At 67.6% G+C, this 24918-nt stretch carries 25 protein-coding genes and 1 tRNA gene; 7 read left to right on the plus strand and 19 right to left on the minus strand.

Annotated features, from left to right (window positions below; all coding sequences use genetic code 11):
* Positions 1 to 26: 26 nt before the first annotated feature.
* Positions 27 to 103 (minus strand) — tRNA-Pro (locus tag ACIQCS_RS21090).
* A gap of 143 nt (positions 104 to 246) precedes the next feature.
* On the opposite strand from ACIQCS_RS21090, the gene yajC reads away from it, so the two are divergent.
* The 5 genes from yajC (at position 247) to ACIQCS_RS21115 (ending at position 4711) form a co-directional block, all read left to right on the plus strand.
* Positions 247 to 588 carry a preprotein translocase subunit YajC gene (yajC, locus tag ACIQCS_RS21095; RefSeq protein WP_086130725.1) on the plus strand — a complete coding sequence of 114 codons (342 nt, stop codon included), beginning with the start codon at positions 247 to 249 and terminating at the stop codon, positions 586 to 588.
* On the plus strand, positions 588 to 2180 hold the full coding sequence (gene secD / locus ACIQCS_RS21100; protein ID WP_345848505.1) for a protein translocase subunit SecD: 1593 nt from the start codon (positions 588 to 590) through the stop codon (positions 2178 to 2180). Before yajC ends, secD begins: the two co-directional genes overlap by 1 nt.
* 14 nt (positions 2181 to 2194) lie before the next feature.
* Positions 2195 to 3145, plus strand: coding sequence for a protein translocase subunit SecF (gene secF / locus ACIQCS_RS21105; RefSeq protein WP_345848503.1), 951 nt, complete (start codon positions 2195 to 2197; stop codon positions 3143 to 3145).
* Positions 3146 to 3149: 4 nt separating this feature from the next.
* Positions 3150 to 3521 carry an Mth938-like domain-containing protein gene (locus ACIQCS_RS21110; protein ID WP_345848501.1) on the plus strand — a complete coding sequence of 124 codons (372 nt, stop codon included), beginning with the start codon at positions 3150 to 3152 and terminating at the stop codon, positions 3519 to 3521.
* Between the two features lie 68 nt (positions 3522 to 3589).
* Positions 3590 to 4711, plus strand: coding sequence for a DUF3089 domain-containing protein (locus ACIQCS_RS21115; RefSeq protein ID WP_345848500.1), 1122 nt, complete (start codon positions 3590 to 3592; stop codon positions 4709 to 4711).
* Between the two features lie 53 nt (positions 4712 to 4764).
* Here ACIQCS_RS21115 and ACIQCS_RS21120 read toward each other — a convergent pair whose 3' ends face one another.
* The 5 genes from ACIQCS_RS21120 to ACIQCS_RS21140 form a co-directional block, all read right to left on the minus strand.
* Positions 4765 to 5394, minus strand: a complete 630-nt coding sequence (locus tag ACIQCS_RS21120) for a TMEM175 family protein (protein WP_345848498.1) — start codon at positions 5392 to 5394, stop codon at positions 4765 to 4767.
* 39 nt (positions 5395 to 5433) lie between these two features.
* Positions 5434 to 6057 carry a hypothetical protein gene (locus ACIQCS_RS21125; RefSeq protein ID WP_345848497.1) on the minus strand — a complete coding sequence of 208 codons (624 nt, stop codon included), beginning with the start codon at positions 6055 to 6057 and terminating at the stop codon, positions 5434 to 5436.
* 77 nt (positions 6058 to 6134) lie between these two features.
* Positions 6135 to 6293 (minus strand): hypothetical protein, encoded by a 159-nt coding sequence (locus ACIQCS_RS21130; protein WP_185906935.1) that lies wholly within the window; start codon positions 6291 to 6293, stop codon positions 6135 to 6137.
* Positions 6294 to 6352: 59 nt separating this feature from the next.
* Positions 6353 to 7531, minus strand: coding sequence for a glycosyltransferase (locus ACIQCS_RS21135; protein ID WP_345848494.1), 1179 nt, complete (start codon positions 7529 to 7531; stop codon positions 6353 to 6355).
* A gap of 104 nt (positions 7532 to 7635) precedes the next feature.
* Entirely contained in the window at positions 7636 to 7995 is a 360-nt protein-coding gene (locus ACIQCS_RS21140) for a glycine zipper 2TM domain-containing protein (RefSeq protein ID WP_294050688.1), read from the minus strand.
* Positions 7996 to 8103: 108 nt separating this feature from the next.
* Here ACIQCS_RS21140 and ACIQCS_RS21145 point away from each other — a divergent pair, with 108 nt between their 5' ends.
* The gene (locus ACIQCS_RS21145) at positions 8104 to 8541 is read left to right on the plus strand and encodes a cupin domain-containing protein (protein WP_345848492.1); all 438 of its coding nucleotides are present in this window, start codon (positions 8104 to 8106) and stop codon (positions 8539 to 8541) included.
* Between the two features lie 1631 nt (positions 8542 to 10172).
* Here the strand turns inward: ACIQCS_RS21145 and ACIQCS_RS21150 are convergent.
* From ACIQCS_RS21150 to ACIQCS_RS21210, 13 genes are all read right to left on the minus strand, one after another.
* Complete coding sequence (locus tag ACIQCS_RS21150; protein ID WP_280280961.1) at positions 10173 to 10598, minus strand: OsmC family protein; 426 nt, start codon at positions 10596 to 10598, stop codon at positions 10173 to 10175.
* 74 nt (positions 10599 to 10672) lie between these two features.
* The gene (locus ACIQCS_RS21155) at positions 10673 to 11074 is read right to left on the minus strand and encodes a glycine zipper 2TM domain-containing protein (RefSeq protein ID WP_086130735.1); all 402 of its coding nucleotides are present in this window, start codon (positions 11072 to 11074) and stop codon (positions 10673 to 10675) included.
* Positions 11075 to 11193: 119 nt separating this feature from the next.
* A complete protein-coding gene (locus ACIQCS_RS21160) occupies positions 11194 to 11742 on the minus strand; it encodes a DUF3617 domain-containing protein (protein WP_345848488.1) in 549 nt (182 codons plus the stop codon).
* A gap of 184 nt (positions 11743 to 11926) precedes the next feature.
* Positions 11927 to 12085, minus strand: a complete 159-nt coding sequence (locus tag ACIQCS_RS21165; protein WP_345848487.1) for a hypothetical protein — start codon at positions 12083 to 12085, stop codon at positions 11927 to 11929.
* Entirely contained in the window at positions 12082 to 12291 is a 210-nt protein-coding gene (locus tag ACIQCS_RS21170) for a hypothetical protein (RefSeq protein WP_280280958.1), read from the minus strand. The genes ACIQCS_RS21165 and ACIQCS_RS21170 overlap by 4 nt, the downstream gene beginning before the upstream one ends.
* A gap of 94 nt (positions 12292 to 12385) precedes the next feature.
* Positions 12386 to 12598 carry a cold-shock protein gene (locus ACIQCS_RS21175; protein ID WP_280280957.1) on the minus strand — a complete coding sequence of 71 codons (213 nt, stop codon included), beginning with the start codon at positions 12596 to 12598 and terminating at the stop codon, positions 12386 to 12388.
* Between the two features lie 149 nt (positions 12599 to 12747).
* Positions 12748 to 13746, minus strand: a complete 999-nt coding sequence (locus ACIQCS_RS21180) for a hypothetical protein (protein ID WP_345848485.1) — start codon at positions 13744 to 13746, stop codon at positions 12748 to 12750.
* A 106-nt stretch (positions 13747 to 13852) separates the two neighbouring features.
* Complete coding sequence (locus tag ACIQCS_RS21185; RefSeq protein WP_345848483.1) at positions 13853 to 14131, minus strand: type II toxin-antitoxin system RelE/ParE family toxin; 279 nt, start codon at positions 14129 to 14131, stop codon at positions 13853 to 13855.
* A complete protein-coding gene (locus ACIQCS_RS21190) occupies positions 14128 to 14304 on the minus strand; it encodes a stability determinant (protein ID WP_345848481.1) in 177 nt (58 codons plus the stop codon). Before ACIQCS_RS21190 ends, ACIQCS_RS21185 begins: the two co-directional genes overlap by 4 nt.
* 122 nt (positions 14305 to 14426) lie before the next feature.
* Positions 14427 to 15824 carry a hypothetical protein gene (locus tag ACIQCS_RS21195; RefSeq protein ID WP_345848479.1) on the minus strand — a complete coding sequence of 466 codons (1398 nt, stop codon included), beginning with the start codon at positions 15822 to 15824 and terminating at the stop codon, positions 14427 to 14429.
* Between the two features lie 103 nt (positions 15825 to 15927).
* Positions 15928 to 18882 carry an excinuclease ABC subunit UvrA gene (gene uvrA, locus ACIQCS_RS21200; RefSeq protein ID WP_345848478.1) on the minus strand — a complete coding sequence of 985 codons (2955 nt, stop codon included), beginning with the start codon at positions 18880 to 18882 and terminating at the stop codon, positions 15928 to 15930.
* Positions 18883 to 19020: 138 nt separating this feature from the next.
* The gene (locus ACIQCS_RS21205; RefSeq protein WP_345848476.1) at positions 19021 to 21693 is read right to left on the minus strand and encodes a transferrin-binding protein-like solute binding protein; all 2673 of its coding nucleotides are present in this window, start codon (positions 21691 to 21693) and stop codon (positions 19021 to 19023) included.
* 13 nt (positions 21694 to 21706) lie between these two features.
* The gene (locus ACIQCS_RS21210; protein ID WP_345848475.1) at positions 21707 to 23053 is read right to left on the minus strand and encodes a surface lipoprotein assembly modifier; all 1347 of its coding nucleotides are present in this window, start codon (positions 23051 to 23053) and stop codon (positions 21707 to 21709) included.
* 277 nt (positions 23054 to 23330) lie between these two features.
* Here ACIQCS_RS21210 and ACIQCS_RS21215 point away from each other — a divergent pair, with 277 nt between their 5' ends.
* Positions 23331 to 24830, plus strand: coding sequence for a hypothetical protein (locus ACIQCS_RS21215; RefSeq protein WP_345848474.1), 1500 nt, complete (start codon positions 23331 to 23333; stop codon positions 24828 to 24830).
* Positions 24831 to 24918 lie beyond the last annotated feature (88 nt).

Genomic DNA, 24918 nt, shown 5'->3' on the forward strand with positions numbered 1-24918 from the left:
GGCGGATCGGAGATCGATCGATGCAATGGTCGGGGCGACAGGATTCGAACCTGCGACCCCCACACCCCCAGTGTGATGCGCTACCAGGCTGCGCTACGCCCCGACCAAGGGTGCGCCCTCTAGGCCGGACCGGCGCGGGATGCAACCCATCCGCGACAATAGTTGCGCCGGGGTGTACCACATGTTAGCGCGCCGCGCTTGAACGGTGCGGATTCCTCCGCCCATGACAATAATAATCAGGACCCCATGCTCATCACGCCAGCACATGCACAGGCCGCAGGCGCGGCAGCCCAGGCCAACCCGATGGGCGGCGTCCTCGGACTTGCGCCGCTCGTCCTCATCTTCGTCGCCTTCTACTTCCTGATGATTCGTCCGCAGCAGAAGCGGATGAAGGATCTTCAGAACGCGGTGAACGCCGTGAAGAAGGGCGACCAGGTCGTCACCGGCGGCGGCCTTCTCGGCAAGGTGACCAAGGTCGACGAGACCGAAGTCGAGATCGAGCTCGCCCCCAATGTGAAGGTCCGCGCGATCAAGGCCACGCTTACCAGCGTGATGCCGGCCGGCGGCGCCAAGCCCGCGAACGACTGATGCTCGACTTTCCCCGCTGGAAGATCACGACGATCCTGGTCGGCATCGCGATCATGATCGCCCTGTCGATCCCGAGCTTCTTCCCGAAGAGCGCGCGCGAGCATTGGCCGAGCTGGGTGCCCAAGCCGGCGATCAACCTCGGCCTCGACCTTGCCGGCGGCAGCTTCCTGCTGTTCGAGGCGAACACCGATGACGTGCGCCAGGCCAAGCTGACGCAGATGCAGGATCAGGTCCGCGCCGAGATGCGCAAGGACCCCAAGATCGACATCGGCGACATCTCGATCCAGGGCGGCAAGGTCAGCTTCATGCTCCGCGACCCGTCCAAGGTCGATGCGGCGCGCGAAAAGCTGCTCGCGATCACCGGCACCGGCGTCGGCAATACTGGCCAGCGCCAGTGGGACGTCGCCGTGGTCGATTCGAGCCGTTTCGTGCTGACGCCGACCGAGGCGGGGATCAACGAGGCGATCGACACCGCGATGGGCGATGCCCGCGAAGTGATCGAGACGCGCATCAACGCGCTCGGCACCGTCGAGCCGACCGTGGTGCGCGAAGGCGCCAACCGCATCGTCGTGCAGGTGCCCGGCCTGCAGAACCCGACCGCGCTCAAGGCGCTGATCGGCCAGACCGCGGTGCTCGAGTTCCGCCTGGTCGACGTCAATGCCGATCAGAACGCGGTACAGCGTGGCGAGGCGCCCGCAGGCGACGTGATCATGCCCTACCAGGCTGGCGGCAAGGTCGCGGTGCAGCGCCAGGTGATGATCAGCGGCGACATGCTCGTCGATGCCAAGCAGACCTATGACCCGCAGACCGGCGCGCCCGGCGTCACGCTGCAGCTCAACGGTGCCGGCTCCAAGCGATTCGCCAAGGTGACGCAGGAGAATAGCGGCAAGCCGTTCGCGATCATCATCGACGGCGTCGTCATCTCGGCGCCGAACATCAACGAGCCGATCCTGGGCGGCAGCGCGGTGATCAACGGCGGCTTCACCGTGGAGAGCGCAAACCAGCTCGCGATCGCGCTGCGCTCGGGCAAGCTGCCGGTGAAGCTGAAGGTGGTGCAGGAATCGACGGTGAGCCCCGAGCTCGGCGCCGATTCGATCCGCGCCGGCGTCACCGCCTCGATCATCGCGGTGATCGCGGTGATCGCGTTCATGATCCTGACCTATGGCCGCTTCGGCATCTACGCCACGCTGGCGGTGATCATCAACGTGCTGGTCATCCTGGCGGTGATGGGGCTGCTCAACGCCACGCTGACGCTGCCGGGCATTGCCGGTTTCGTGCTGACGATCGGCACCGCGGTGGACGCGAACGTGCTGATCAACGAACGCATCCGCGAGGAGCGGCGGCGCGGGCGCGGTGTGAGCCAGGCGGTCGAGCTCGGCTACAAGGAAGCCAGCCGGACGATCTTCGAGGCGAACGTGACGCACGCGATCGCCGGCCTGATCATGGTGATCCTGGGCTCCGGCCCGGTGCGCGGCTTCGCGGTCGTGCTGCTGATCGGCATCGCGACTTCGGTGTTCACCGCCGTCGTGTTCACCCGCATGCTCGTCACGATCTGGTTGCGCCGTAACCGGCCGACCGAAATCCACATTTAACGGAAGCGACGCGCATGCGGCTCCTCAAGATCATTCCCGACAATACGAACATCGGGTTCGTACGCGTCCGCTTCATTGCCTTCGCGGTCACTACGCTGCTCACCGTCGCCGCCGTGGCGCTGGTGGGCATCCATGGACTCAACATGGGCGTCGACTTTGTCGGCGGCGTCTCCATCGAGGAGAAGTTCGCCAGCCCGCCGCATCTCGACCAGGTGCGCGAGACGGTGAACGAGCTCGGGTTCGGCGATGCTGCACTCCAGCAGCTGGGCGGCCAGAACACCGTGACGATTCGCCTGCCGGTTCCGCATTCGACCACGCCCGATGCGGTGGACAAGATGGTCGAGACGGTGAAGACCACGCTGAAGGCCAAGTTCAACGCGGATTTCACGAACTACTCCACCGTGTCGGGCAAGGTCTCGGGCGAGCTGGTGAACAAGGGCATCCTGGCCGTGGTGCTGGCGATCATCGGCATCGCGATCTTCTCGTGGTTCCGCTACGAATGGCAGTTCGGCATCTCGACCGCGGTGGCGATCATCCACGACGTGCTGATGGCGCTCGGCTTCTTCGCGGTCACCGGCATGGTGTTCGACCTGAACATCGTCGCCGCGGTGCTGACGATCATCGGCTATTCGATCAACGACAAGATGGTGATCGACGACCGCATCCGCGAGAACATGCGCAAATACCGCAAGATGGGGATGAGCGAGCTCATCGATCTTTCGGTGAACGAGACGCTGCCGCGCACGGTGATGACTTCGCTGACGATCATGCTCGCGCTCGCTTCGCTGCTGATCTTCGGCGGCCCGGTGCTGCGCGGCTTCACCGCGGCGATGATGCTCGGCATCGTCGTCGGCACCTATTCGTCGATCTACGTCTCGTCGTCGCTGCTGATCACGCTGGGCCTGAAGCCGGGCCCGCGCGAGGAAAAGCCCTCGCCGGCGAGCGGCGCCGAGCGCGTCGGCTGAGCCGGTGGAAGTGAAGCGCGCCAGCGCGGAGGGGCCGGTCATCTCCGGCTTCTCCGGGCGCGGCTTTCGCGTGGACGAGGGCGTCTATGAAGGCCTGCTGATCACGCCCGAGCGCGCCGACGGATGGGCGCCGCCGCCGATCGCCGAATTGACCGAGGCCGATCTCGCGCCCTTGCTGGGCCTGGCGCCCCGGCCCGAATTCCTGCTGCTCGGCACCGGCAAGACGCTGGTGCGACCGCCGCGTGCGCTGGCCGAGGCGCTGGGCGCCAGGGGCATCGGCATCGAGGCGATGGACAGCCGCGCCGCCGCCCGCGCCTGGGGCGTGCTGCGCGCCGAGCTGCGCTGGATCGCCGGGGCGCTCTACCCGCTGGACTAGTTTCCCGGCGGGGAGGCTTTCCGCGTCGCCCGAACAATGGATATGCTGCCCGGAAAGGGAGAGGCAGCATGATGATTCTCGCACTCGCGCTGGCCATGGCCGCTGGGTCGGACACGCCGGACTATCGCGATCCCGCCAATTGGCTCTGCCGGCCCGGCCGGCAGGATGCGTGCGCGGCGGATCTCTCCACCACCGTGGTCGCCGCCGACGGCGCGCGCAGCGTCGAGCCGTTCAAGGCCGCGAGCACGCCCAAGTTCGATTGCTTCTATGTCTACCCCACCATCTCGCTCGACCCGACACCCAATAGCGACATGATCCCCGGGCCCGAGGAGAAGCGCGTCGCCCAGTTCCAGGTCGCGCGCTTCGCGAAGAACTGCCGGGTGTTCGCGCCGGTCTATCGCCAGGTCACGCTCACGGCGCTCAGGAGCATCATGGGCGGCGGCACCCCGGCGATCGACCGCGACATGGCGTATCGCGACGTGAAGGCTGCCTGGGACGATTATCTGGCCCATGACAATAAGGGGCGCGGCGTGGTGCTGATCGGGCACAGCCAGGGCTCGCTGATCCTCACCCAGCTCGTCGCCCGCGAAATCGACGGCAAGCCCGCGCAGAAGCAGCTGGTCTCGGCGATGCTGATCGGCAGCTCGGTGCCGGTTCCGGCGGGCAAGGACGTGGGCGGCGTGTTCCCGACGATCCCGCTGTGCCGCAGCGCCGACCAGGCCGGCTGCGTGGTCACCTATGCGAGCTTCCGCGCCGACTCGCCGCCGCCCGCCGGCAGCCGCTTCGCCAAGGGCGACCGGCCGGGCGTCGAAGCGGGCTGCACCAATCCGGCGGCGCTGGGCGGGGGCAAGGCGGTGGCGCACGCCTATCTCAACGCCGGGGGCAACATGCTGGTCCCGGGCTCGGCCGAGGCCTGGAGCAGGGACGGCGCGCCGGTCACCACGCCCTTCGTCAGCGTGCCCGGGCTGATCTCCACCGAGTGCGTCGACAAGGACGGCTTCAACTATCTCGCGGTGACGGTGAACGCGGATCCGGCCGATGCGCGTACCGACACCATCCCCGGCGACGTGAAGGTCGGCAATGTCATCCTGAAGGACTGGGGCCTGCACCTGATCGACATGAACCTGGCGCAGGGCGATCTGGTCGACCTGACGGCGCGGCAATATGGCGCCTGGGCGAAGAAGCGCTGATGCCGTCTTGGGCCGGCCCGGTCCCCGCCCTGTAGCGCTTGCCGCCGCGGGCTTCAGCGCGCCGGCGCGAGCCGGGTCAGCAGCAGGCGCCAGAGCGGAATGGTGATCAGCACTATCTGGGCAAGGAACGGGATGAACAGGCTCGTCACGAACGCAGCGAGGGAAGCGAGCAGCGCCGCAAGGCCGCGCTGACGGATCATCCGGCGCTGTGCCGGCGTCACATGCTCTCCCACCACCGGCGGCGCGGTGAGGACGCGTTGGATCAGGATGTTGAAGATCGATATCAGGATCATCCAGCCGCAATAGAAGGCGGTGGGCACGCGGTGGCCGTAATATTCGGACGAGAAGGCCGTGAAGAACGGCATCGCGGCGATCGCGCTCAGCAGCAGCAGGTTGGGCAGGAACAGCCTGGGGCTCCAGTGGCGCGCGCAATCGAACGCCCGGTGATGCCCCGCCCAGAAGGCGCCTATCACGAAGAAGGAGACGAAGAAGCCGATGAAGTTCGGGATCAGCTTGTTCAGAGCCTCCAGGAACGCCGTGTCGCCATAAGGCGCGGCGACATGCGGCACATGGATCTCGATAACCAGCAAGGTGATCGCGATGGCGAACACGGCGTCGGAAAAGAACGCCATGCGTTCCAGCCCGTGCGCCGGACTGTCGGCGTGCGTCTGCTTCGGCTTCATTGAACTCCCCCCTGCTTCGGCGGCTTGCCTAGCAGAGGATCAGCGCGTCGTCTTGGGTGCAGTGGCCTTGGCGCGGCGGGTAGTGGCACGCGGCGTCGCGGCCGGCGCCTTGGTCGCCGCGGCCTTGCGTGGCTTCGGCGCCGGCTTGGGTGCATCGGTAGCGGCGGGCGCCGGCTTGGCGGAGGCCGGCTTGGGCCTCGCCGCGGCCCTGGGAGCGGCCGCCGGCTTGGTCTCGGCCTTCGCGGCGGGCGCCTTGGCGGCAGCGGGCTTGGCGGTGGCAGGCTTGGCGGGCGCCTTGGCCGCCGGTTCGGGCTTCGCCGCGGGCTTTGACGGTGCCTTGGCGGCGGGCTTCGCGGCAACGGTGCGCGCGCGCTTCACCACAGGCTTTGCCGCAGCGGCGGCCGGCGGCTTTGCCGCAGTGGCGGCCGGTGCGGGCGAGGGGGCCGGGGCCGCCGCTTCCCCGGCCTTCTCGCTGGGCTTGAGCTTGGCGGCCAGGGCGACCAGCCCGGCGGCGAGCAGATCGTTCACCACCGGATGCTTGGCCAGCGCGTCGAGCTGCTTGCGCAGTTCCTTGGGCAGCTTCATCCCGGCGATGCTCTTGGGAAGGAAGCCCTTCTTCTCGGGCTTGGTATCGCCGGCCTTCTTGTCCTTCTTGCCCGCCATCACTCGGTCTCCACCGCTGGTAACTTCACTGTCATGAATGTCACGGACCAACGCCGCCTAGTCAACGCGGAAAAGGATCACTTCCCTTCCGCCTCCCAATCGGGCTCGAACTCGAATTCTATCTCCAGGTCGCCGGGGCCGATCGGCGTCTCGGGCACCTGCTCTACCTGGGGCAGGATGTAATAGACGCGCGGCGCTTCGGCGGGCGGCTCGGGCAGGTTGCGAAAAGGGTTCATGGTCCATCTCTCTCCGTTACGCCCCGGGCACGAACGGCGGGCGGGGCGAAGCGGTTCCCTCACGCCGTGCCGCGCGCATCGACGAGGCGCCGGAGGAATGCGTGGAGACGGCTGCTGTTGGCCGCCCAGGTGAAGGGCGCGGCGACGGCGCGGGCGTCCGCCGCGGCCGGCGGCGCGGTGATCAGCGCGCCCAGCGCTTCGGCAAAGGCGGCGGGGGTGCGCGGGACGATGCGGCCCGCCGCCGGCGCGGTGACCACCTGGCGGGCGCCGCCGACATCGGGGATGACGATCGGAGTGCCGCTCGCCAGCGCCTCGAGCCATGCATTGGCGAGGCCTTCGCGTTCGGAGGCAAGGGCCATCGCATCGGCGGCGGCGAGCGCGGCGGCGACGCGATCGGGCGGGATCGCGCCGAGCAGCCTGACGCGCTCGCCCAGGCCCAGCCGTTCGATCCGCGCCTCCAGCCGCTTGCGATCCGGGCCTTCTCCCGCAATCCACAGCGTGACGCCGGGCAGTGCCGAGACCGCGTCGATGACGATGTCGTGCCCCTTGATCGGGATCAGCGCGCCGACCGACAGGACGAGCGGCCCGTCGACGCCGAGCTCGGCCTTGGCGGCGGCGCGGTCGCGCGGTGCGAAGCGGGCCAGGTCCACCCCGGTGGTGATCGTCTCGATCTTCTCGCCCGGAATGCCCATGGCGATCATGTCGGCCCGCAGCGCATCGCTCACCGAGAGCACGCCGTCCGCGCCCCGGCCGGCGGCGACCACCTGCGGCCCGACGGCCTGGCGCCGGCCCCAGTCATGGATGTCCGAGCCGCGCGCCTTGATCGAGACGGGCACGCCGAAGCGCCTGCCGAGCAGGACCGCGGCGGGGCCGTCGGGGAAGAAGAATTCGGTCGAGATCACGTCGAACGGGAATTCCCCGCGGATCGCGCCGAGCAGCGGAGTGAGCGCGGCGGCGAGGGCCCGGGCATGGAAGCGGCCGCCGGTGCCCGGCAGGTTGCGGAAGCGGGGGCGATGGACCGTCAGCCCGTTCCACGTCTCCCGCTCCGGCAGCGCGGCGAGGCGGGCATAGCGGGAAAGCCGGGCCAGTGGCCAGGGCGGCAGGCCGAGCGGGGCGACGACGCGCACCGCCACATCCTCCCGCTCCGCCAGCCCCCGGGTCTGGCGCTCGACGAAGATGCCGAAATTCGGGCGCGAGGCATCGGGAAAGAGCGTCGAGAGGACGAGCACGTGAAGCATGGCACTCCTGTGTAGCCGGCAAGGGTTAACGGGCCGCTCGCCATGCGAAAACGGTTCGCCCGGCGCGTTCTTCCGGGCGAACCGTTTCTGTTACCGGCGGGGGATCAGCGGCAGCGGCGCTTGCCGCTGCGCTCGATCTCGCGGCCCGCCACTGCGCCGGCTGCGGCGCCCAGCAGCGTGCCGACGGTGCGGTCGCCACGGGTGTCGATGGTGCGGCCGACCAGCGCGCCGGCCACGCCGCCAACCACCAGGCCGGTGGTGCCGTCGGGCTTGCGGCAATAGCTGCGGCCGTCACGCCCGCGCCACTCGCGATAGGCATAGCGCTTGCGATAGCCGCGATCCTGCGACCAGTTGCCGTCGGCACCTGCCTTGGCGATGGGTGCGGCATTTGCGGCGATCGGAACCAGGCCGGCCGACGGCACCGCAACGGCGATCGCGCCGAGCGCGAGAATGAGTTTCCGCATGTTATTACACTCCTGATGCACTTTGGGGCAAACCGGAAAGCTAACGTTTCGGTTCCGAACTAGTTGCATGAACGGAAAACAACAGGCCGTTCATCGGAGGGAAGGAAAATGGACGAGGCACGGGCGATCATCGAGCGGCTGGGGCTGGCGCCGCATCCCGAAGGCGGCTGGTATCGCGAGACCTGGCGAGCGGCGCCGGGCGCGGACGGACGGGCCCGGGGAACCGCGATCCACTTCCTGCTCGAACAGGGCCAGCGCTCGCACTGGCACCGGGTGGATGCCGACGAATGGTGGCTCTGGCACGCCGGCAGCCCGCTCGCGCTCCACATCGCCGACGCGGCGGACCGCGATCCGGCGACGATCCGGCTTGGCGGCGAGGTGACCGCCGGCTATGCGCCCCAGTGCCTGGTCCCGGCGAATCGCTGGCAGGCGACCGAAGCGCCGCACGGATGGGCGCTGGTGAGCTGCATCGTCGTGCCGGGCTTCGATTTCGCCGGGTTCGAATTGGCTCCTCCCGATTGGGCACCGCGCAACAATATTGCCTAGTTGTCCACATTATCCACAGTCTTCACAAGTTTGCAGGGGCATTTCGCGCTTTGCGCGACTCGGGTTCGATGACACCATCATGACTGTAAGCGGAACGGTCCGGCGGCGGGAAACCAAAGCAAGATCAGAGGTTTACACGGGCCGGAAACGGTGCAGGTGCCTTCGGGAAACCGCATCCGGTTACGGTTCGGGGATGCGAGGCCCCGGAAGTTGCGAAGCCGAAGTGCCGCCCAGGCGCTGCCGAGGTTTCGAGGGACGCCGGAGCACGGTTCGGCCGGAAGCGGAAGGCGATGCGCAAGCATTGCACGACGCGGAAGGGCGAAGCGGAAAGGGGCCGGAACCCTGGTTCGCGGAAAGGGGTGCGCAAGCGCCCGGCTTCGGGAACGAAGGAACGGCCCGCCGGGAGATTGGCCAGCCGGACGCGCTGCGCAAGCAATGCGGAAGGATCTGGAGGGATCGAGCGGAGAGAAGCATCCAGCAAGGCTTCCGATTTCCGGCCCCCGGCCGGAGAGACGAAGCGGGCCGCCGAGGCTGGTAACCGCAACTCCCCTTCGGGGTGAGTGGACAACGGCCAGCCTCGACGACCGACCCAAGGCACGCATGCCCTTGCCGGCGCGCGCCGAGGATGCCGCCGAAACCATGCCGACGATCCGTCCGGATCCACGGCAGCAGTCCGGCGACACGGGGCCTGGCAGCAATGCCGGGCCCCTTTTGCGTGGTGCGGGGATGCAGGGCTGGGGGTTGAGATCCGGGCGTATCTGGTCCGTGGCCGTCACTCCGGTTCCTCCGGCATCGGCATCGGTGTGGCGCCTGGCGACGGGCCGCGCCGCGCACCGGGCGCAAGCGCCTGAAACCGTTTCCGTCATCCCCACGAAGGCGGAGATCCAGGGCCGGGAACAATGGCTATGAGGCTCGCTTTGCCGTCTCCGGCAACCCGGCGCGCGATTGCGTCGATCCTCCCGCACTACCCTGGATCCACGCCTTCGCGGGGGTGACGGGGTTTGCCGATTGGGTCGTGACCCTGGGCGCGTCGACATCTGGAGCGAGGTAGCCGAGACGGCCTCATGCATCCCGTCGCCCCGGCCTTGCGGCGGGATCCACCGGGAAGCGGGGAGGTCCCGGTGCCGGACTCGCGGCACCGTGGACCCCGGCACAGGGCCGGGATGGGCCGAAGCGCCCGAAGATCGATGGCGCTTGCCTTCCCGGAGCAAGCCCCTCTCCGTCATCCCCGCGAAGGCGGGGATCCGGGGCCAGGAGCAATGGCTGTAACGTCTCCGGCAACCCGGCGCGCGATTGCGTCGATCCTCCCGCGCTATCCTGGATCCCCGCCTTCGCAGGGATGACGGAAACGAATACCGCATCCCCAGGCTGGGGTGTCCCGAGCCGGCACCACGGTCATTCGGGGCCCGCCGTAATGCGCGGAAGGTTACGAAACATACGCTACGGGGCCCCCGTTCTCCCTTGCCATGCGCCGGGCGGCGGCGGGTCCCATGGGGGCGGGAGGGGAAGCCGGCTTGCATCCATCAGCATGGAGCAGACGAAACCCTACATTGCAAGCATCGCGCCCGCCGGGCCGTCACCCCGGCTCGGGGCCGGGATGACGATGACGGGCCAGACGTCGCTGGCGAGGTTCAGAGCAACGTCGCGTCGAGGCTGCTCTCGGCCTTGAGCAGCTTGGAGACCGGGCAATTGGCATGGGCGCCTGCGGCCAGCGCCTCGAACTGCGCCTGGGCCAGGCCGGGGACGCTGGCCTTGAGCGTCAGGTCCGAGCGCGTGATGGTGAAGCCGTCACCATCCTGCTCGAGCTTCACCGCGGCCCGCGTCTCCAGCGATCCCTCGCTGAAGCCGGCCCGGGCCAGCGCGAAGCTCAGCGCCATGGTGAAGCAGCCGGCATGGGCGGCGGCGACCAGCTCCTCCGGATTGGTGCCGGGCTCGTCGGCGAAACGGGTGTTGAAGCCATAGAACTGGTCGGTCAGCACGCCCGACTGGGTGGTGATATGGCCCTTGCCCTCCTTGCCGAAGCCTTCGTAGCGGGCAGTCGCGGTACGGGTCGTCATGTCCTGGATCTCCCTCTTTGCCGGGCCCCTGATCTAGGGAATCCGGGGCCCGGCTTGAAGGCCGTCCGTTCGCGCTAGCGGCAGCGTGCCTCGCCTTTCTCCACCGAGGAGCCGACCGCGCCGCCGGCCGCCGCGCCGAGCAGCGCGCCGAGCAGTTCCGAGCCGCCCGGTGCGATCGCCGCGCCGAGCAGGCCGCCGGCCACGCCGCCGACCACCAGGCCGGTGGTGCCGTCCGAGCGGCGGCAATAATAGCGGCCGTCCTGGCCGCGATAGACGCGGTCGTTGCGGCCCAGCCGATATTCGCGATAGCCGCGGCCCTCGCGATAATAGCGATCGGCATAATAGCCGCCGTACGACGGATCGGGGCGGTTATAATCATAGTCGCGATAGCCATAGCCGCCGCCGGGCCGGGTATCGTAATCGGTGCAGCCGGCCAGCGCCGTCGTGGCCGCCAGGCCGAGGATCAGGATGCGCATCGGTCTCTCCTCCGTGAACCCGCTCGCCTGGGGGAATGCATGGGGGGCGGAAAAGGTTTCGCCTCCAGCACGAATTTGGCGAGCGGCGGGGCGGGCGTCTCGCCGCCCCGCCGCTTGCGTCAGCTCTTCTCCTTGCCGGTGCAGGCGCCGGCGCGCTTCGCGTCGATCGTCATCGCCATGGTGCCGGCCTGGCCGCCGCTCGACTTCACTTCGGTGTGATAGGAATCGGGGGAATAATTGCCCGTGATCGTCATGTCGCGCTTCTGGCCCGCGGTCTCGCAGGTCATCTTCGCGTCGATCGTGCCGCCGGCCATGGTGAAGTGATCGTAGCGGCAGCTCTTGTCGCCGCCGAACATGCCGGCCTTGGGCGACTTGACGTCGGCCTCGGTCACGCAGCTGGCGAATTCCTGGCCCTTCATCATCTTGTCCTTCATCGTCTTCGCCATTTCGGGCGGCATCTTGTCCATGCCCGGCATGTCGAGATTGGTGATGGTGACCTTGCCGTCCCAATGGCCCGGCGAGATGAAGCTGCCGGCGCCCTGGGCCGCGGCAACCTTGTTCGAGACTTCCTCGACCGAGGCATTCTCGGCCGTGACCTTGGGCCCGGAATTGCAGGCCGCGGCAGCCAGCGTCAGCGACAGCGGCAGCAGCATGGTGAAGCGCTTCATCGGAATCCCCTCTTTCTGTTGACCTGCCCCGGACGGGGGCCATGCCTTGAACGCGGAAAAACGGCATGCGGCCCCACCGCCGCGCTCGACTGGGCGCACGCGGAGACCGGATGGACGGAAGCGTTATGGAAAGGGATGGGCCGGGGCCAGGCCAGCATGCCGGCCCCGGATAAAGCGCCGGCTCCTAGCCGAGCACCTCGATCGCCGCGGCGCGGGCAATGGCGCGCTGACGCTGGCTGGTCTCGAGGGGGAAGAGGCGGCGGTGCGGCGGAATGAAGGCCTCGAACGGCCGGCTGGCGCTGCGGGTAATCTGGGTTTCGTGTATGCGATTGAAAAAGTTCATGTAGTTTCCTGTGTTGTTGACTGGATGGCCGGACTGGCCGCCGCTCGTGCAATGCGCGAGCTGACGGTACGTTCCTGGCGGACGGCCATTTCGAGCCATGCCGCTTCTGCCCGCAGCCGCTGTTCGCGGACATTGTCGAGCGTGGCGGCATCGGCCTCGGCACGGCATTTCGCCGCCTGAGCCCGGTAATCGGGTTGGTTTGCCACGGGTGCGTTCTCCAAGAGAGGACGTTGGGGTGGCGGCGCCCCCACAAGGGAGCGGAGGACGCCGCCGACGGCCGGAGCCGCCTGTCGGAGTCCGTTATTCGGCCGGCGACAAATTGGTCGCCGAAAGGCGGCCGCGCTTGTCGTTCTCCAGCTCGTAGTTCACGCGCTGGTTCTGGCTGAGCGTGCTCATGCCCGAACGCTCGACGGCGCTGATATGGACGAAATGATCGTCCTTGCCGCCATCGGGCGAGATGAAGCCGAAGCCCTTCGTCGCATCGAAGAACTTGACGGTACCGGTATGGCTCATGTGCTTTCTTCCTTATGTTATCGGCCGCGCTCAGTGCGAGCGGACCTCGCGCTGCAAGGGGCAGATGGAAGGAAGAGGGGCCGCAAAGCGCCGAAAACCGTCGAAATGCGACTGTAGCAAATGGAAAGTGGGAAGGCGGCATCGCAAGTTCAAGGGGCGGCATGGGAAAATATCGCGGCGCCGTCATCTGTCTCCGGCGCGGCCAGCAAGGCGAACCAGCGATCGCGCGCCGCGCCTTCGACTTTCCGGCGCGCCGCCAGTCTGGCGCGGTACGGGGCCTCGACCAGATGTTCTTCCTCGGCGGTCAGCTCGCGCGAATATTCGTCATCGCCATAGGCGCCGTCTTCCTCGCCATGGAAATCCGCGGGCGGAGGGAAGCGGGTGTGCCATTTCTCGTCGTCCCCGTCCCACCAGACCGGCTCCTCCCCGGCGGGCCAGGCCGCCCCGGCCGGGGCGAAATCTTGAATCGCTTGATGGTCCGCACGGGCGGGCGCGGGGGCGATCTCGACCAGGCCGGCGGCTTCGGCTCGCGCCCAGTCCGCGCCGGACCAATGCGCGCGGGCGGCGGGATCGAGATCGGCGAGCGGCCCGGCAAGGTCGGTATGGGTGCGCAGCCAGCTGTCGGCGCGGGCCGGGCCGGCATCGCGGGCGACGAGATCGATATAGGCCTCGAACTCCTGCGCGACGAGGCGGGCGGCGGCGTGGGTGGCTTCCTTCGCCGCCTTGTCGGCCATGCGATCGAGGCGGGTGAGCATCGCCATGCCGAGCCGGTTGTCGATGCGGTGGCGCTCGACCTCGCTGCCGTCGGAGCGCGTGATCGTCTCGACCGTGCCGTGGAGCGCGCGCTCCATCAGCGTATCGGCGAGGCAGTTGCGGGCGTGGAGCAGGGCCGCTTCCCAGCCGAGCGCGAAATGGGCGCCGCGCGCGGAGAGGCGGAAGGCATAGGCCGATTGCTGGGTGAGCCCGACCAGCCGGCACGCCTGGCCGACCGTGGCCCCCTCGGCGATGGCGCGCAGGAAGGTCGCCTGCTTCTCGCCGGACCAGCCGCCGATCCGCTGGGAAGGGGACTTGGTGTATTCGTCGAGCGGCAGCGCGGGGACTTCGGGGTCGCCATGTTGGGGACGGGGAAGGAGCTGGTGATGGCGCATCGGGTGGTCCTCTCGGGTTGGTTTGAGGACCGGTTAGATATGCCGGAATGGGGAGTGTAGGACAGGGTTTGTTTATGGTTTGTTCTTGGTGCCGGCGCGAAGAGGGTCAGGGGTATTGCTGGCGGGCGTGGAGGAGCGAGAGGATCTCGATGGTCTCTGCTGTGACACGGTAGACCAGGACGTAGTTGGGATGGATCACCGCTTCGCGCGTGCCGGGCACGCGGCCCGCGCGGTGGATATAGGGGTGATCGGGCAAGCGGCTGGCGGCGTAAAGGATCGCATCGCCGAGCTGCTGGGCGGCGGCCGGACGGCGGGCAGCGATATAGGTGATGATTTCGCGCATGCTCTGGCGCGCCTCGGGGCGCCAGATCAGCGCTAGCGTCACTTGTCCCGATGCTTGTCGATGATCGCTTGCATCTCCGCCATCACCTGATCGTGCGGGATGCCGGGCTCCTTGGAGTTCATCGCCTTCTCGACCCTGGCGCGGAACCATGCGTCATAGGCCTCGGCCTCTTCGGTCGTCGCAAATTCGGACTCGATGGGCGAGAGCTTGGCCATGGGGGGAATATAGCGTGGCGTGCGTGGTGGGGGAAGGCGCGGGCGGTGGATTGTGTCCGGATTGGAGATAGCCAAACTAGCGGTGTGATATAATGATTCTAACGAATAAGGACCGGCTAACTTCAAAAGACCCGCTTAGCAATATCGCTGACGGAGTTCATTCCGCCACGCCAATCACTTCCACTTTTCGGTAGAGAGAATACGTATCTGTCATCTTGCATATATATAAGCTTATAATGTTTACCATCATCAGAAATATCAAATCCGAGTTCCTTGAGGTTTCTGGAAATATCTCCGCTCATGGAAGTATAATTCCTAAGAATCTGCTTCAAGATTTCTCGGCTGTCTTTGAGATAACTAGATTCTTGAATCTCATAAGCTGCGGCAGTGATGATATCTTGCCGTCGGCTACCAGCCTGCACATTTGCTGCGGCAAAAATGAGGGCATCTCGAATGACTTCGTCAAACTCACCTTTACGAAGTTGTTGCTCTGAGCAAATTTCCCAACTCGTCGCGTGATGAGTAGAGTTCTTAAATTCCAGTGACCTTATTCTAGATTTTAAGTGCTTAATCTCCTTTTCTGCCTCAGAGAGCTGCTCATCCTTTGCTCTAATTTCTGAGTCGAAGGCGGATACATATTCGGAGACGTCTTCGGAGCCGGAATTTTTGAGTGTTTCAAAGACAGAACGCGCGAGGTCCGCTTCAGCCCTTGCCCAAGTGCATCGTGCCAAGGGGCGCCGATTAATAAGCGCAGATCGAATGTCAGAGACGATTGCTTGGCGGACTGCCGCTTCGGTGGGGGTTATATCATTGATATAGTATCGATATTTTTCGCCATTGGGCCAATATACGCCGATGCTGCCTCCGTAAACATTTCTTGAGCCAACATCTCGTTGGATGCTCTTTGAAAACGAGCGGCTGGGCTCAACGATTACATGGGCCATTCCGCCGAGGGATTTGGCGAGGAGTTCGGCGTTCATAATGCTCTGTTCAGTAAACGGGCAGCTAACATATGCAAGCGGGAGGTAATTCTCGGCATCCGCATTGAGTAGCCGGATAGCCATGCGCGTATCGAGTTCAGAAAAGTGATGGGCGGAATCCGACACGTGCAGTTCGTCATCCAGGCCGCCGCCCAGTTTTTCGATTAGGGTCCTGACAATGTACGGTTTCTTGGCCGGCGGAAGGGAAACTAAGGGGCGAGTGGCTTCCCGATCCGTACGAATGCCGATCCAGTCATCCTCGGGCGTTTTCGAATAGGTAACTTCGGTCACCCACTGGATGTCGCGGTCCAACGCCGAATACCTAAATGCAGCAATCTCATGCTGATCCTCTTTCGTGAGGATGGCTTCGAGACTCACTGAGCCACTGTCCACCTTCCAGCGGCCAGAGGTAGGAATGGAGGAGAGATGTTCTGCGGTCAATTTGGCATGCGGCGAACCTGAAATCCAAGCCCGAACGGCTTCAACAAACCTCTCAGAGGAGGTTTCGCAAACTGGAAATTCAGTCGCAAATGAAAGCATCCGACCATGTTAGGATTCAAGCCTTTCGATGGTCAAGGTTAACCTCAATGCTCTCAAATGGGGCTTTGGGCGTTTGGACCTCTTGTTGGGCGCGGATAGAAGCTCACTCCGCCGCCTCGGTCTCCCGAACCTTCCTCTTCCCCAGCAACGGCGCCAGATACTTCCCCGTAAAGCTCCGCGCCGCCTTCGCCACGTCCTCCGGCGTGCCCTGCGCCACGATCTCGCCGCCCTTCACCCCGCCTTCGGGGCCCAGGTCCAGGATCCAGTCCGCCGTCTTGATGACGTCGAGATTATGCTCGATCACCACCACGGTATTGCCCTGCTCGACCAGCGCGTGGAGCACTTCCAGCAGCTTGCGGACGTCCTCGAAATGCAGGCCCGTCGTCGGCTCGTCCAGGATGTACAGCGTGTTGCCGGTGGCCCGCCGCGCCAGCTCCTTTGCCAGCTTCACCCGCTGCGCCTCGCCGCCCGAGAGCGTCGTCGCCTGCTGGCCGACCTTGACGTAACCCAGGCCGACCTCGGCCAGCATCGCCATCTTGTCGCGGATCGGCGGGACCGCCTTGAAGAACTCGACTGCGTCCTCCACCGTCATGTCGAGCACCTCGGCGATGCTCTTGCCCTTGAACTTCACTTCCAGCGTCTCGCGATTGTACCGCGCGCCGTGGCACACGTCGCAAGTGACGTAGACGTCGGGCAGGAAGTGCATCTCGATCTTGAGCAGGCCGTCGCCGGTGCAGGCCTCGCAGCGGCCGCCCTTGACGTTGAAGCTGAACCGGCCCGGCTTGTAGCCGCGCGCCTGCGCCTCGGGCAGCCCCGCGAACCAGTCGCGGATGCTGGTGAAGGCGCCGGTATAGGTCGCCGGGTTCGAGCGCGGGGTGCGGCCGATCGGCGACTGGTCGATGTCGATCACCTTGTCGAGATGCTGGAGGCCGGTGATCCGGTCGTGCTTGCCGGCAAGCAGGCGGGCGCCGTTCAGCTGGCGCGCGGCGGCGGCATAGAGCGTGTCGATCGTGAAGCTCGACTTGCCCGAGCCCGAGACGCCGGTGATGCAGGTGAAGGTGCCGAGCGGAATGCTCGCGGTGACGCCGCGCAGATTGTTGGCGGTGGCGTTCTCCACCGTCAGCTTCTTGCCGGTGCCCTTGCGGCGCTTGGCCGGCACGGGGACCTCACGGGTGCCGTTGAGATAGTCGGCGGTCACCGAGCCCGTGGTCGCGAGGATATCGTCCAGCGTGCCGCGCGCGACGATCTCGCCGCCATGCACGCCGGCGCCGGGCCCCATGTCGAGGATATAGTCGGCGCTGCGGATCGCGTCCTCGTCATGCTCGACGACCAGCACGGTGTTGCCGAGGTCGCGCAGCCGCTTGAGCGTGGCGAGCAGCATGTCGTTGTCGCGCTGGTGGAGGCCGATGCTCGGCTCGTCGAGGACGTAGAGGACGCCCGACAGCCCCGAGCCGATCTGGCTGGCCAGGCGGATGCGCTGGCTCTCGCCGCCGCTGAGCGTGCCCGAGGTGCGATCGAGGTTGAGATAGTCGAGGCCGACATTGTTGAGGAAGCCGAGCCGCTCGTCGATCTCCTTGAGGATCGCGCGGGCGATCTCCTTCTGCTGGGGCGTCAGCGTCTCGGGCAGCGCCTTGAACCAGCCGAGCGCGTCGACCACCGAGAGGCGGGTGGCGTGGCTGATGTCCTCGCCCGCGATCTTGACCGCCAGCGCCTCGGGCTTGAGGCGGGCGCCGCCACAGGTCTCGCAGGGATGGGCCGCCTGGTATTTCGACAGTTCCTCGCGCATCCACGCCGATTCGGTCTGCAGCATGCGGCGGTTGAGGTTGCCGATCACGCCCTCGAACGGCTTCTTCACGTCATAGGACTTCTTGCCGTCGACAAAGGTGAGGGTGACCGGCTTGCCGCCGGTGCCGTGGAGGATGATCAGCTGGACCTCGCCCGGCAGGTCGCGCCAGGGCGTGTCGAGGCTGAAGCCGAACTCGCGGGCGAGGCTGCCCAGCACCTGCATGTAATAAGGGGAAGGCGGGTTGGACTTGGCCCAGGGGACCACCGCCCCCTTCTTGATGCTGAGATCATGGTTGGGGACGACCAGATCCTCGTCGAACACCAGCTTCTCGCCCAGGCCGTCACAGGCCGGGCAGGCGCCCTGCGGCGCGTTGAACGAGAAGAGGCGGGGCTCGATCTCGGAAATGGTGAAGCCGCTGACGGGGCAGGCGAACTTCTCGGAAAAGACGATGCGGTTGTCGGGGATGCCGGCGCCCTTGAGCTGGCCGCCGGTGGCGTTGAACTCGGCGCGCGCCTCCTGGACGCGGGCGCCGGTGATCTCGGCCACGGTCGCGTCCACGAGATCCACATAGGCCAGCCCCTCGGCGAGCTTGAGCGCGGTCTCGAAGCTCTCCGCCAGGCGAGTGCCGATATCGTCGCGCACGACGAGGCGGTCGATCACCACTTCGATGTCGTGCTTGTACTTCTTGTCGAGGGCGGGCGCCTCCTCGATCAGATAGGTCTCGCCGTCGATGCGGACGCGCTGGAAGCCGGCGCGCTGCCATTCGGCGAGCTCCTTGCGATACTCGCCCTTGCGGCCGCGCACGACCGGGGCGAGCAGGAGCAGCCGGGTGCCCTCGGGCAGCGCCAGGACCCGGTCGACCATCTGGCTGACGGTCTGCGCCGAGATCGGCAGGCCGGTGGCGGGCGAATAGGGAATGCCGACGCGCGCCCAGAGCAGGCGCATATAGTCGTAGATCTCGGTGACCGTGGCGACCGTCGAGCGGGGGTTGCGCGAAGTCGTCTTCTGTTCGATCGAGATGGCGGGGCTGAGGCCCTCGATATGCTCGACATCGGGCTTCTGCATCAGCTCGAGGAACTGGCGGGCATAGGCGCTCAGCGACTCGACATAGCGGCGCTGGCCCTCGGCATAGATGGTGTCGAAGGCGAGGCTCGACTTGCCCGAGCCCGAGAGGCCGGTGATCACCGTGAGCGTGTCGCGCGGAATGTCGACGTCCACGCCCTTGAGATTGTGCTCGCGCGCGCCGCGGACGGAGATGGTGGTAAGTGCCATGCCGGGGGTTCTAGCTTTGTTCCTGGAGAGATTCCAGTGGGGAGATAGGAACGCCGGGCAGGCGATGCCAGCTGCCGCGCATCCTGGACGGACGCGCGGGACCGGGCCGGGGGCGGCGCACCGCCCCCGGCGGCGGGATCAGGGCGTCTTCTTGCCCACCGTCACGCCGGTGAGGATGAGCTTCTGGCCGTTGATCGAATCATAGCCGGGCGTGACCGTGTTGGTCTGGATATTGAACACCCCGCCATATTCGGCCGCGGCGGGGCCGTTGAACTGGCCGAGCCAATAGCCGGTGGTCGCCGCGCTGGTCTGTCCCATGCTGAAGATCGCGTTGTTGCGGTTGCCGGTGAAATCGAAGCGTCCGAAATCGGTGGTCGTGCCGCCGTTCGCGCCCTTGATCGCCAGCGAGCCGCTGATGCCGAACCCGGCGAAGTTCACGCTCATGCTGCTGGTGCCGCTCAGCGCGTAGAAATCGCTGGTGTTGCTTCCCGCCGGCGTGATCGCGCCATGGCCATAGAGCACGCCGGCATAGTTGGCCGTGCCCGTGCGCGGCAGCTGGCTGTCGAGCGTGGCGACGCCGAAGGGGATGAAATAATGGTCGTTGTCCTTCGAGAGGCCGGGCGGATAATTGCGCACCCGGGTGAAGTCGACGAAGCTCGTATAGGTGAGCGCCAGCTCGCCATTGCCGGCGCCGGTGCCATAGATCTTCGCCGTCCAGTCGACATTGTTGGCGGCGGTTCCGCGATAGACCGAGAAGACGGCGTTGCTCTCCGCCGCAACCTTGTCGGCCTGGCCGAAGCCGATGCTGAATGCCTCGCCGTCGGAGCCGCCGCCCAGCGGGCGCGAGACGAGATAGCTGTTCGTCGCCGGATCCCAGCGCACCCGCGCCATGGACTGGCTGGCGCTGATCAGGCCGGCATTCGAGGAGATGAAGCCGCGATTGTTGATCGGATACTGCCAGTGCATGACCAGCGAATAGCCGCTGGTGAAATCGGTGGGCGCGGTCAGCTCGGCGAGCGTCTTGCGCCCTTCCAGGATCGCCGGGTTCGAGATGCCGGTCAGCGTGCCGCTGGCCACGTTGCCGCCCGCATCCGCGACGGCGAAGCTGGCACCGACTTCCTGCGCCGTCGGGCCGTAGAAGCGCCCGTCGATCGTGCCGTTGTGCGCGCCGAACAGGTCGAGCTGGAAGGTGCCGCCGAACCGGTTGGCCGTGCTGGACAGCGCGGCGGTGCCCGAGAAGCCGCCGGCGGCGATGGCGTTGTTGGGCAGGCTGCTGCCGGCCCGGGCGCCGCCGACCAGGTCGATGGCGCCGGTGCCGAAATTGACCGAGAGCGTGCCGCTGCCGTCCATCTGGATCGGCTGCGGGTCGCCCGAGTGGAAGATCGATCCGTTGAGCGTCAGGTCATAGGCGGCGCTGCCGGTGCGCGGCAGCGCGGTATCCGCGGTGGCATAGCCGAAGGTCACGTCGTCGATCACGAATTGCCAGGGCTGGCCGTTCATGACGCGATGCTGTGCCTCCGCCGCGCGGACATATTGCAGCGCGCCCGGAGTGAAGACGGTGAACTGGTCGCCGATGCCGTTGCTGAGCGTGGTCGGGCCGTAATATTGCGAGCGGTCGGCGCCGATCATCGTGTAGGTGCGCCGGTCCGCGTCATATTGGACGATGAAGGTGCCGCGTCCGGTCGCCTGGTTGCTGGCGGTGGTGCCGGTGAAGCTCCCGCTGCTGGTGCTCACGTCGCCGGCGAAGAACTGGCTGGGGCGCGGATCGGCAAAGGAGGTCGCCGCGGGCAGCGCGCCTTCGCGCCGCCCGATGATCGTGCCCGCCGCGACCTGGCCGAACGGCGAAGTGGTGCTGGCGTACCAGCTCGCGCCGACCTCCTCGGCGCCGGGGCCGTAGAAGCGGCCGGTCATCGCGCCGGAGAACGCGCCGATGTCGCTGAAGCGCACCGGGCCCCAGAAGCTGTTGTCGGTGCTCGAGATCCGCGCCTCGCCGGAGAAGGCTGTGCGGGGGGTATGGGCCGTGTCCAGCTCGGCATGGACGGTCAGCGCGCCGCGGCCGAAGTCGGCGTCGAGCGAGCCCGATCCGGTGAGGCCGGTGAGGGTGGTGTTGTCGAGCTGCGCGCCGAGCAGGTCGACCGAGTAATGCGCGGTGCCGGTGCGCGGCGTGGCCGCCGTCGCGGTGGGCAGGCCATAGGCGAAGGCATCGAGCGAGCCGTCGATCGATGTCGATCCCGTCACGATCCGCTCCCAATAGCCGCCCGCGACATATTGATAGGTGAAGCGGCCCGCGGTGCCGGGCTTGGTGATGGTCAGCGATTCCTCGGTGCCGCCGCTGTTGCGCGCATAGTAGGTAACCTGTGCCGTACTGCGTGCGGCATCGATGTCCGAGGCGCGGAAGGTCTGGCTGCGTCCCGGCGCGGTAACGGTGTAGGAGGCGTTGCTCGCGTCATAGGCGACCGTCATGGTCTTGCTCGACGCGGCGAGCGTGGGCATCGCGCCGCTCTTCGGAAAGCTCGCATTCCCGCCGGCACCGTCATTGGCGAAGCTCTGGCTCGCCGTGAGGTTGAGCATCGACGTGTTCGCCGGCGTCGGCGTGGGGGTCGGCGTGGGTGTGGGAGCCGGCGTGGGCGTGGGGGACGGGGTAGGCGTCGTACCCGGGGTAGGCGATGGCGAAGGGCCGGGCGTCGGCGTGGGGGTGCCGCCGCCGGTGGCGGGAGGCGTCGTGTTCACGCCGCCGCCGCCCCCGCCGCCGCTGCACGCCGAGAGTGCGATCGCCGACGCGAAAGTCGTCGCCCTGAGAATCCGCTTCATCTCTTCCCCCTCTTCAGAATGCCCTGGTGATGCCGAATGTGCCCGCCACCCGGCGATAGTCATAGAGCCCGACCGTCGACCAGTTGCGCTCGAACTCGACGCGGACCAGCGGCGCGAAGCCGTGCCAGGCCAGCGCGCGCAAGGTGGCGCCGCCCCCGGCGCTCAGCGTCCATTCGCGGCGGCGATCGGGAAACAGGAACAGGCGCGCATCCCCTTCGAGACGGCGGCCGCCCAAAGTGACGAAGGCCGAGGTCTTGCCGAACTCGCGCCAGTAGAGAAGGTCGACGCCGCCCGAGACGGTGGCATAGCCGGGATCGCGCGCGGTCTGACGGGTGCCGACCAGCGTGATGCCACCGCCCGAGCGCGCGTCGAAGGCGCGCTCATAGGCGATGCTGGCGTTCCACAGCATGCCGTCCTGCAGGTGGTTCAGCCGGTAATCGGTCGTGCCGGCGGTGAGCGCGGCGCCGAGCTGCGACTTGCCGTCGAGCGGATGCTGCCAGTCGATCGTCGCGGTCGCGGTGCGCGCATAGAGCTGGCCGCCATACCAGCGGAAGCTGGCACCGGCCGAGGGACGGATCCGCTCGCGGCCCGGCGACCATTCGAGGCCGAGCTGGGCCGAGGCGGAGACGTCGTTGAACGCCGAATGGCGGTAGAGCACGCCTTGCCCCGAGACGCGCGGAAGGAAGGACAGGTCCTTGGCCAGCGGCGCGCGCAGATAGGCCTGGCCGGCGGCGCGCACGCCCAGGCCCGAAGTCTGGCGGGCGTCGCGCGACAGGTCGAGCGGGGCGATGATCGTGTCGAGCGTGGCCGAATCGGTGGCGCGGTTGATGTTGCTGTCCGGCGCCAGGCCGAATTCGAAGCTGGCGCCGATCGGCTTGCGCGAGCGCAGCGCGGTGGCGAACTGGTTCACCACCAGCGCGACCTGGGGCGGCAGCCCGCCGGCCTGGGCCTGGCGCAGCTCGCGCCGGGCGGCGCCCTCGTCGCCGATCGCGGCGAGCGTGGCCGCCAGTTCGATGCGGACGCGCGCGGCGTCGGGCTTTTCGTCGAGCAGCTGGCGGAAGACCAGGGCGGCATCGCGGAAGCGCCGCTGGCGCTCGTAGAGCGTGCCGAGGCGGAAGCGCGCCTCGGCACGGATCTCGGCATCGGGATCGCCGGTCAGCGCGCGGTAGATCGTCTCGGCCGCGGCGGGATCGCCTGCCTTGTCGGCCTGGCCCGCCGCCTCGAACAGCTGGACGGCCGACAGTCCTTCGATCCGCGGCGGCGCGGGCGGGGCTTCGGGCGCGGTCTGGGCATGCGACGCCCCGGCCGCGAGCAACGTCGCCGCGGCGAGAAGCGCGGAAGCGAGGCGTGCGTGCGACATCGCCGATCAGTCGAGCGGCGGCGTTCCGGACACAGGCATGGGTGCAGGCGCGAGCGCCCTCACACGAGATTTCATGATTTCCCCCTTTTGCCGGCGCGAATTACGCGCGCGCGCGCCGGCAGGTCAATTGAAATGGAGAAGGACCGCGGTTGCTTTCGAGGCGATTCTCCTTGTGGGACGCCCGGGTCTTTCCTTTCGCGAAGCTGCACATGCATTTCACATGCCGTTCAGCGGCGGAGGCGGAAATCTGCGGCAGGATGCAGGAGGGAGCAGGGCGATGCGGTTCGAGAGGATGATCCGGCTGACGATGCTGACCGGGGCGGCGCTCGCGCTGCCCGGCGCGGGCGCGGCGATGGCGGCGCCGGGCGCGGGCATGGGCCAGTCCGTGCCGCAATCGGCGGACGATTATCAATGGATCGACCAGGCCGATGCGCTGTGGGACGCGATCGGCGACGCGCCGCCCGACTTCGCCTTCGCCTTCGAGGGGCAGGAGCCCTGGGCCTGGCAGACGACCGACGGCTATACGATCATCGTGGAGGATGCGGGCGCGGGCGGCATCCGCAGCTATTATTTCGCGCCCGGTGCCACGGGGCCGTTCCTCGCCGTCGAGCCGGGAATGAGCTTCGCCTATGTGCGCGGGCGGCTGGCCATGGTCTATGACGCCGATGGCGAGGCCGCGCCCCGGGCCGAGTTCGGCGATTATGACGATGCGGCCGGCAATCTCCATGCGCGCGCCGTGCGGCTGCGCGAGGCGCTGGCCGGGCGCGACTATCGCCCGGTCGATACCGATGCCTGGATCGATGCCAGCCCCTATCTGCTCAGCTTCATCCAGGTCTGGGACAGCGGGCGCAGCCGCTATCCGGGCTGGAGCCGCTATCACGAGCGCAGCGATGCCGCGGCCTGGCGGCGGCGCTTCGATGCCGAGCAGCGCCGCCGCCGCGAGGCTGCCGAACGCTTCCGCCATTGGCGCCAGGGCGGTTTCCAGGGGCCGCCGCCGGGCCGCTTCCATCCGCCGGGCCGGGGGCCGCATGCGCCGGGACGCCCCGGCGCCGGGCGCCCGCCGCAGCCGGGTTGGGGCTGGTCGCGCCCGCCGGGCCGGCCGGGAACCAATCCGCCGCCCCGCCCGGGCATGCCGGGCGCGGAGCCCGGCGGCCCTCCGGCGCCGGGCCGGCCGCCGATGACCCGCCCCGGCGGCGGTCCGGACGGTCCGCGCCCGCCCGGCTGGCGTCGCGACCGACCGGATCTGCCGCCCTCGCCCGGCACGCCCGGCGCGGGGCCGGATACCGGCAGTCCGCCGGCCCCCGGCGTCCGCCCGCCCCGGCCCGAGGGTGGCTGGAGCCGTCCGCGACCGCCGGCGGAGGGAGGCAATGCGATGCCCGCGCCGCCGCGCCCGCCCCGGCCTGAGGGCGGCCCCGGCTGGCAGCGCCCGGTGCCGCCGCCGGTGGTGACGCCCTCGCCCGCGCCGGTCCCGCCCCCCGGGGTGGAGAACCCGCCCGCGCCGCCGGCCTGGTCGCGCCCGCCTCGGCCGGAGGGCGGCTGGAACCGCCCGCGGCTGCCGGCGGACGGAGGCAATGCGATGCCCGCGCCGCCGCGTCCGCCCCGGCCTGAGGGCGGTTGGCAGCGGCCGCCGTCACCCGCGCCCGGCAGCGCGCCGCCGCGTCCCAGCTACACGCCGCCGCCCAGCGCACCGCCGCCGGCCGCGCGCCCGGCACCGCCACCGCGCCCGGCGCCGTCGCCGCGTCCGCCCAAATTCTCGAACGACGAAGCGGCGCCCTAGGTTGAGAACCTATATATCTGTTTGAGTTATTGTCGTAATATGTGTGGTAGATGAGTTTGGCGGAGGGGATGGATGTCACGTCATCTGT

Source organism: Sphingomonas sp. NPDC092440 (genome assembly GCF_044754985.1).
GTDB lineage: Bacteria > Pseudomonadota > Alphaproteobacteria > Sphingomonadales > Sphingomonadaceae > Sphingomonas.

Coding starts and splice junctions, on each gene's coding strand:
- yajC (WP_086130725.1), top strand. CDS start 247: ATGCTCATCACGCCAGCACATGCACAGGCCGCAGGCGCGGCAGCCCAG.
- secD (WP_345848505.1), top strand. CDS start 588: ATGCTCGACTTTCCCCGCTGGAAGATCACGACGATCCTGGTCGGCATC.
- secF (WP_345848503.1), top strand. CDS start 2,195: ATGCGGCTCCTCAAGATCATTCCCGACAATACGAACATCGGGTTCGTA.
- ACIQCS_RS21115 (WP_345848500.1), top strand. CDS start 3,590: ATGATGATTCTCGCACTCGCGCTGGCCATGGCCGCTGGGTCGGACACG.
- ACIQCS_RS21120 (WP_345848498.1), bottom strand. CDS start 5,394: ATGAAGCCGAAGCAGACGCACGCCGACAGTCCGGCGCACGGGCTGGAA.
- ACIQCS_RS21125 (WP_345848497.1), bottom strand. CDS start 6,057: ATGGCGGGCAAGAAGGACAAGAAGGCCGGCGATACCAAGCCCGAGAAG.
- ACIQCS_RS21130 (WP_185906935.1), bottom strand. CDS start 6,293: ATGAACCCTTTTCGCAACCTGCCCGAGCCGCCCGCCGAAGCGCCGCGC.
- ACIQCS_RS21135 (WP_345848494.1), bottom strand. CDS start 7,531: ATGCTTCACGTGCTCGTCCTCTCGACGCTCTTTCCCGATGCCTCGCGC.
- ACIQCS_RS21140 (WP_294050688.1), bottom strand. CDS start 7,995: ATGCGGAAACTCATTCTCGCGCTCGGCGCGATCGCCGTTGCGGTGCCG.
- ACIQCS_RS21145 (WP_345848492.1), top strand. CDS start 8,104: ATGGACGAGGCACGGGCGATCATCGAGCGGCTGGGGCTGGCGCCGCAT.
- ACIQCS_RS21150 (WP_280280961.1), bottom strand. CDS start 10,598: ATGACGACCCGTACCGCGACTGCCCGCTACGAAGGCTTCGGCAAGGAG.
- ACIQCS_RS21155 (WP_086130735.1), bottom strand. CDS start 11,074: ATGCGCATCCTGATCCTCGGCCTGGCGGCCACGACGGCGCTGGCCGGC.
- ACIQCS_RS21160 (WP_345848488.1), bottom strand. CDS start 11,742: ATGAAGCGCTTCACCATGCTGCTGCCGCTGTCGCTGACGCTGGCTGCC.
- ACIQCS_RS21165 (WP_345848487.1), bottom strand. CDS start 12,085: ATGAACTTTTTCAATCGCATACACGAAACCCAGATTACCCGCAGCGCC.
- ACIQCS_RS21175 (WP_280280957.1), bottom strand. CDS start 12,598: ATGAGCCATACCGGTACCGTCAAGTTCTTCGATGCGACGAAGGGCTTC.
- ACIQCS_RS21180 (WP_345848485.1), bottom strand. CDS start 13,746: ATGCGCCATCACCAGCTCCTTCCCCGTCCCCAACATGGCGACCCCGAA.
- ACIQCS_RS21190 (WP_345848481.1), bottom strand. CDS start 14,304: ATGGCCAAGCTCTCGCCCATCGAGTCCGAATTTGCGACGACCGAAGAG.
- ACIQCS_RS21195 (WP_345848479.1), bottom strand. CDS start 15,824: ATGCTTTCATTTGCGACTGAATTTCCAGTTTGCGAAACCTCCTCTGAG.
- uvrA (WP_345848478.1), bottom strand. CDS start 18,882: ATGGCACTTACCACCATCTCCGTCCGCGGCGCGCGCGAGCACAATCTC.
- ACIQCS_RS21205 (WP_345848476.1), bottom strand. CDS start 21,693: ATGAAGCGGATTCTCAGGGCGACGACTTTCGCGTCGGCGATCGCACTC.
- ACIQCS_RS21210 (WP_345848475.1), bottom strand. CDS start 23,053: ATGTCGCACGCACGCCTCGCTTCCGCGCTTCTCGCCGCGGCGACGTTG.
- ACIQCS_RS21215 (WP_345848474.1), top strand. CDS start 23,331: ATGCGGTTCGAGAGGATGATCCGGCTGACGATGCTGACCGGGGCGGCG.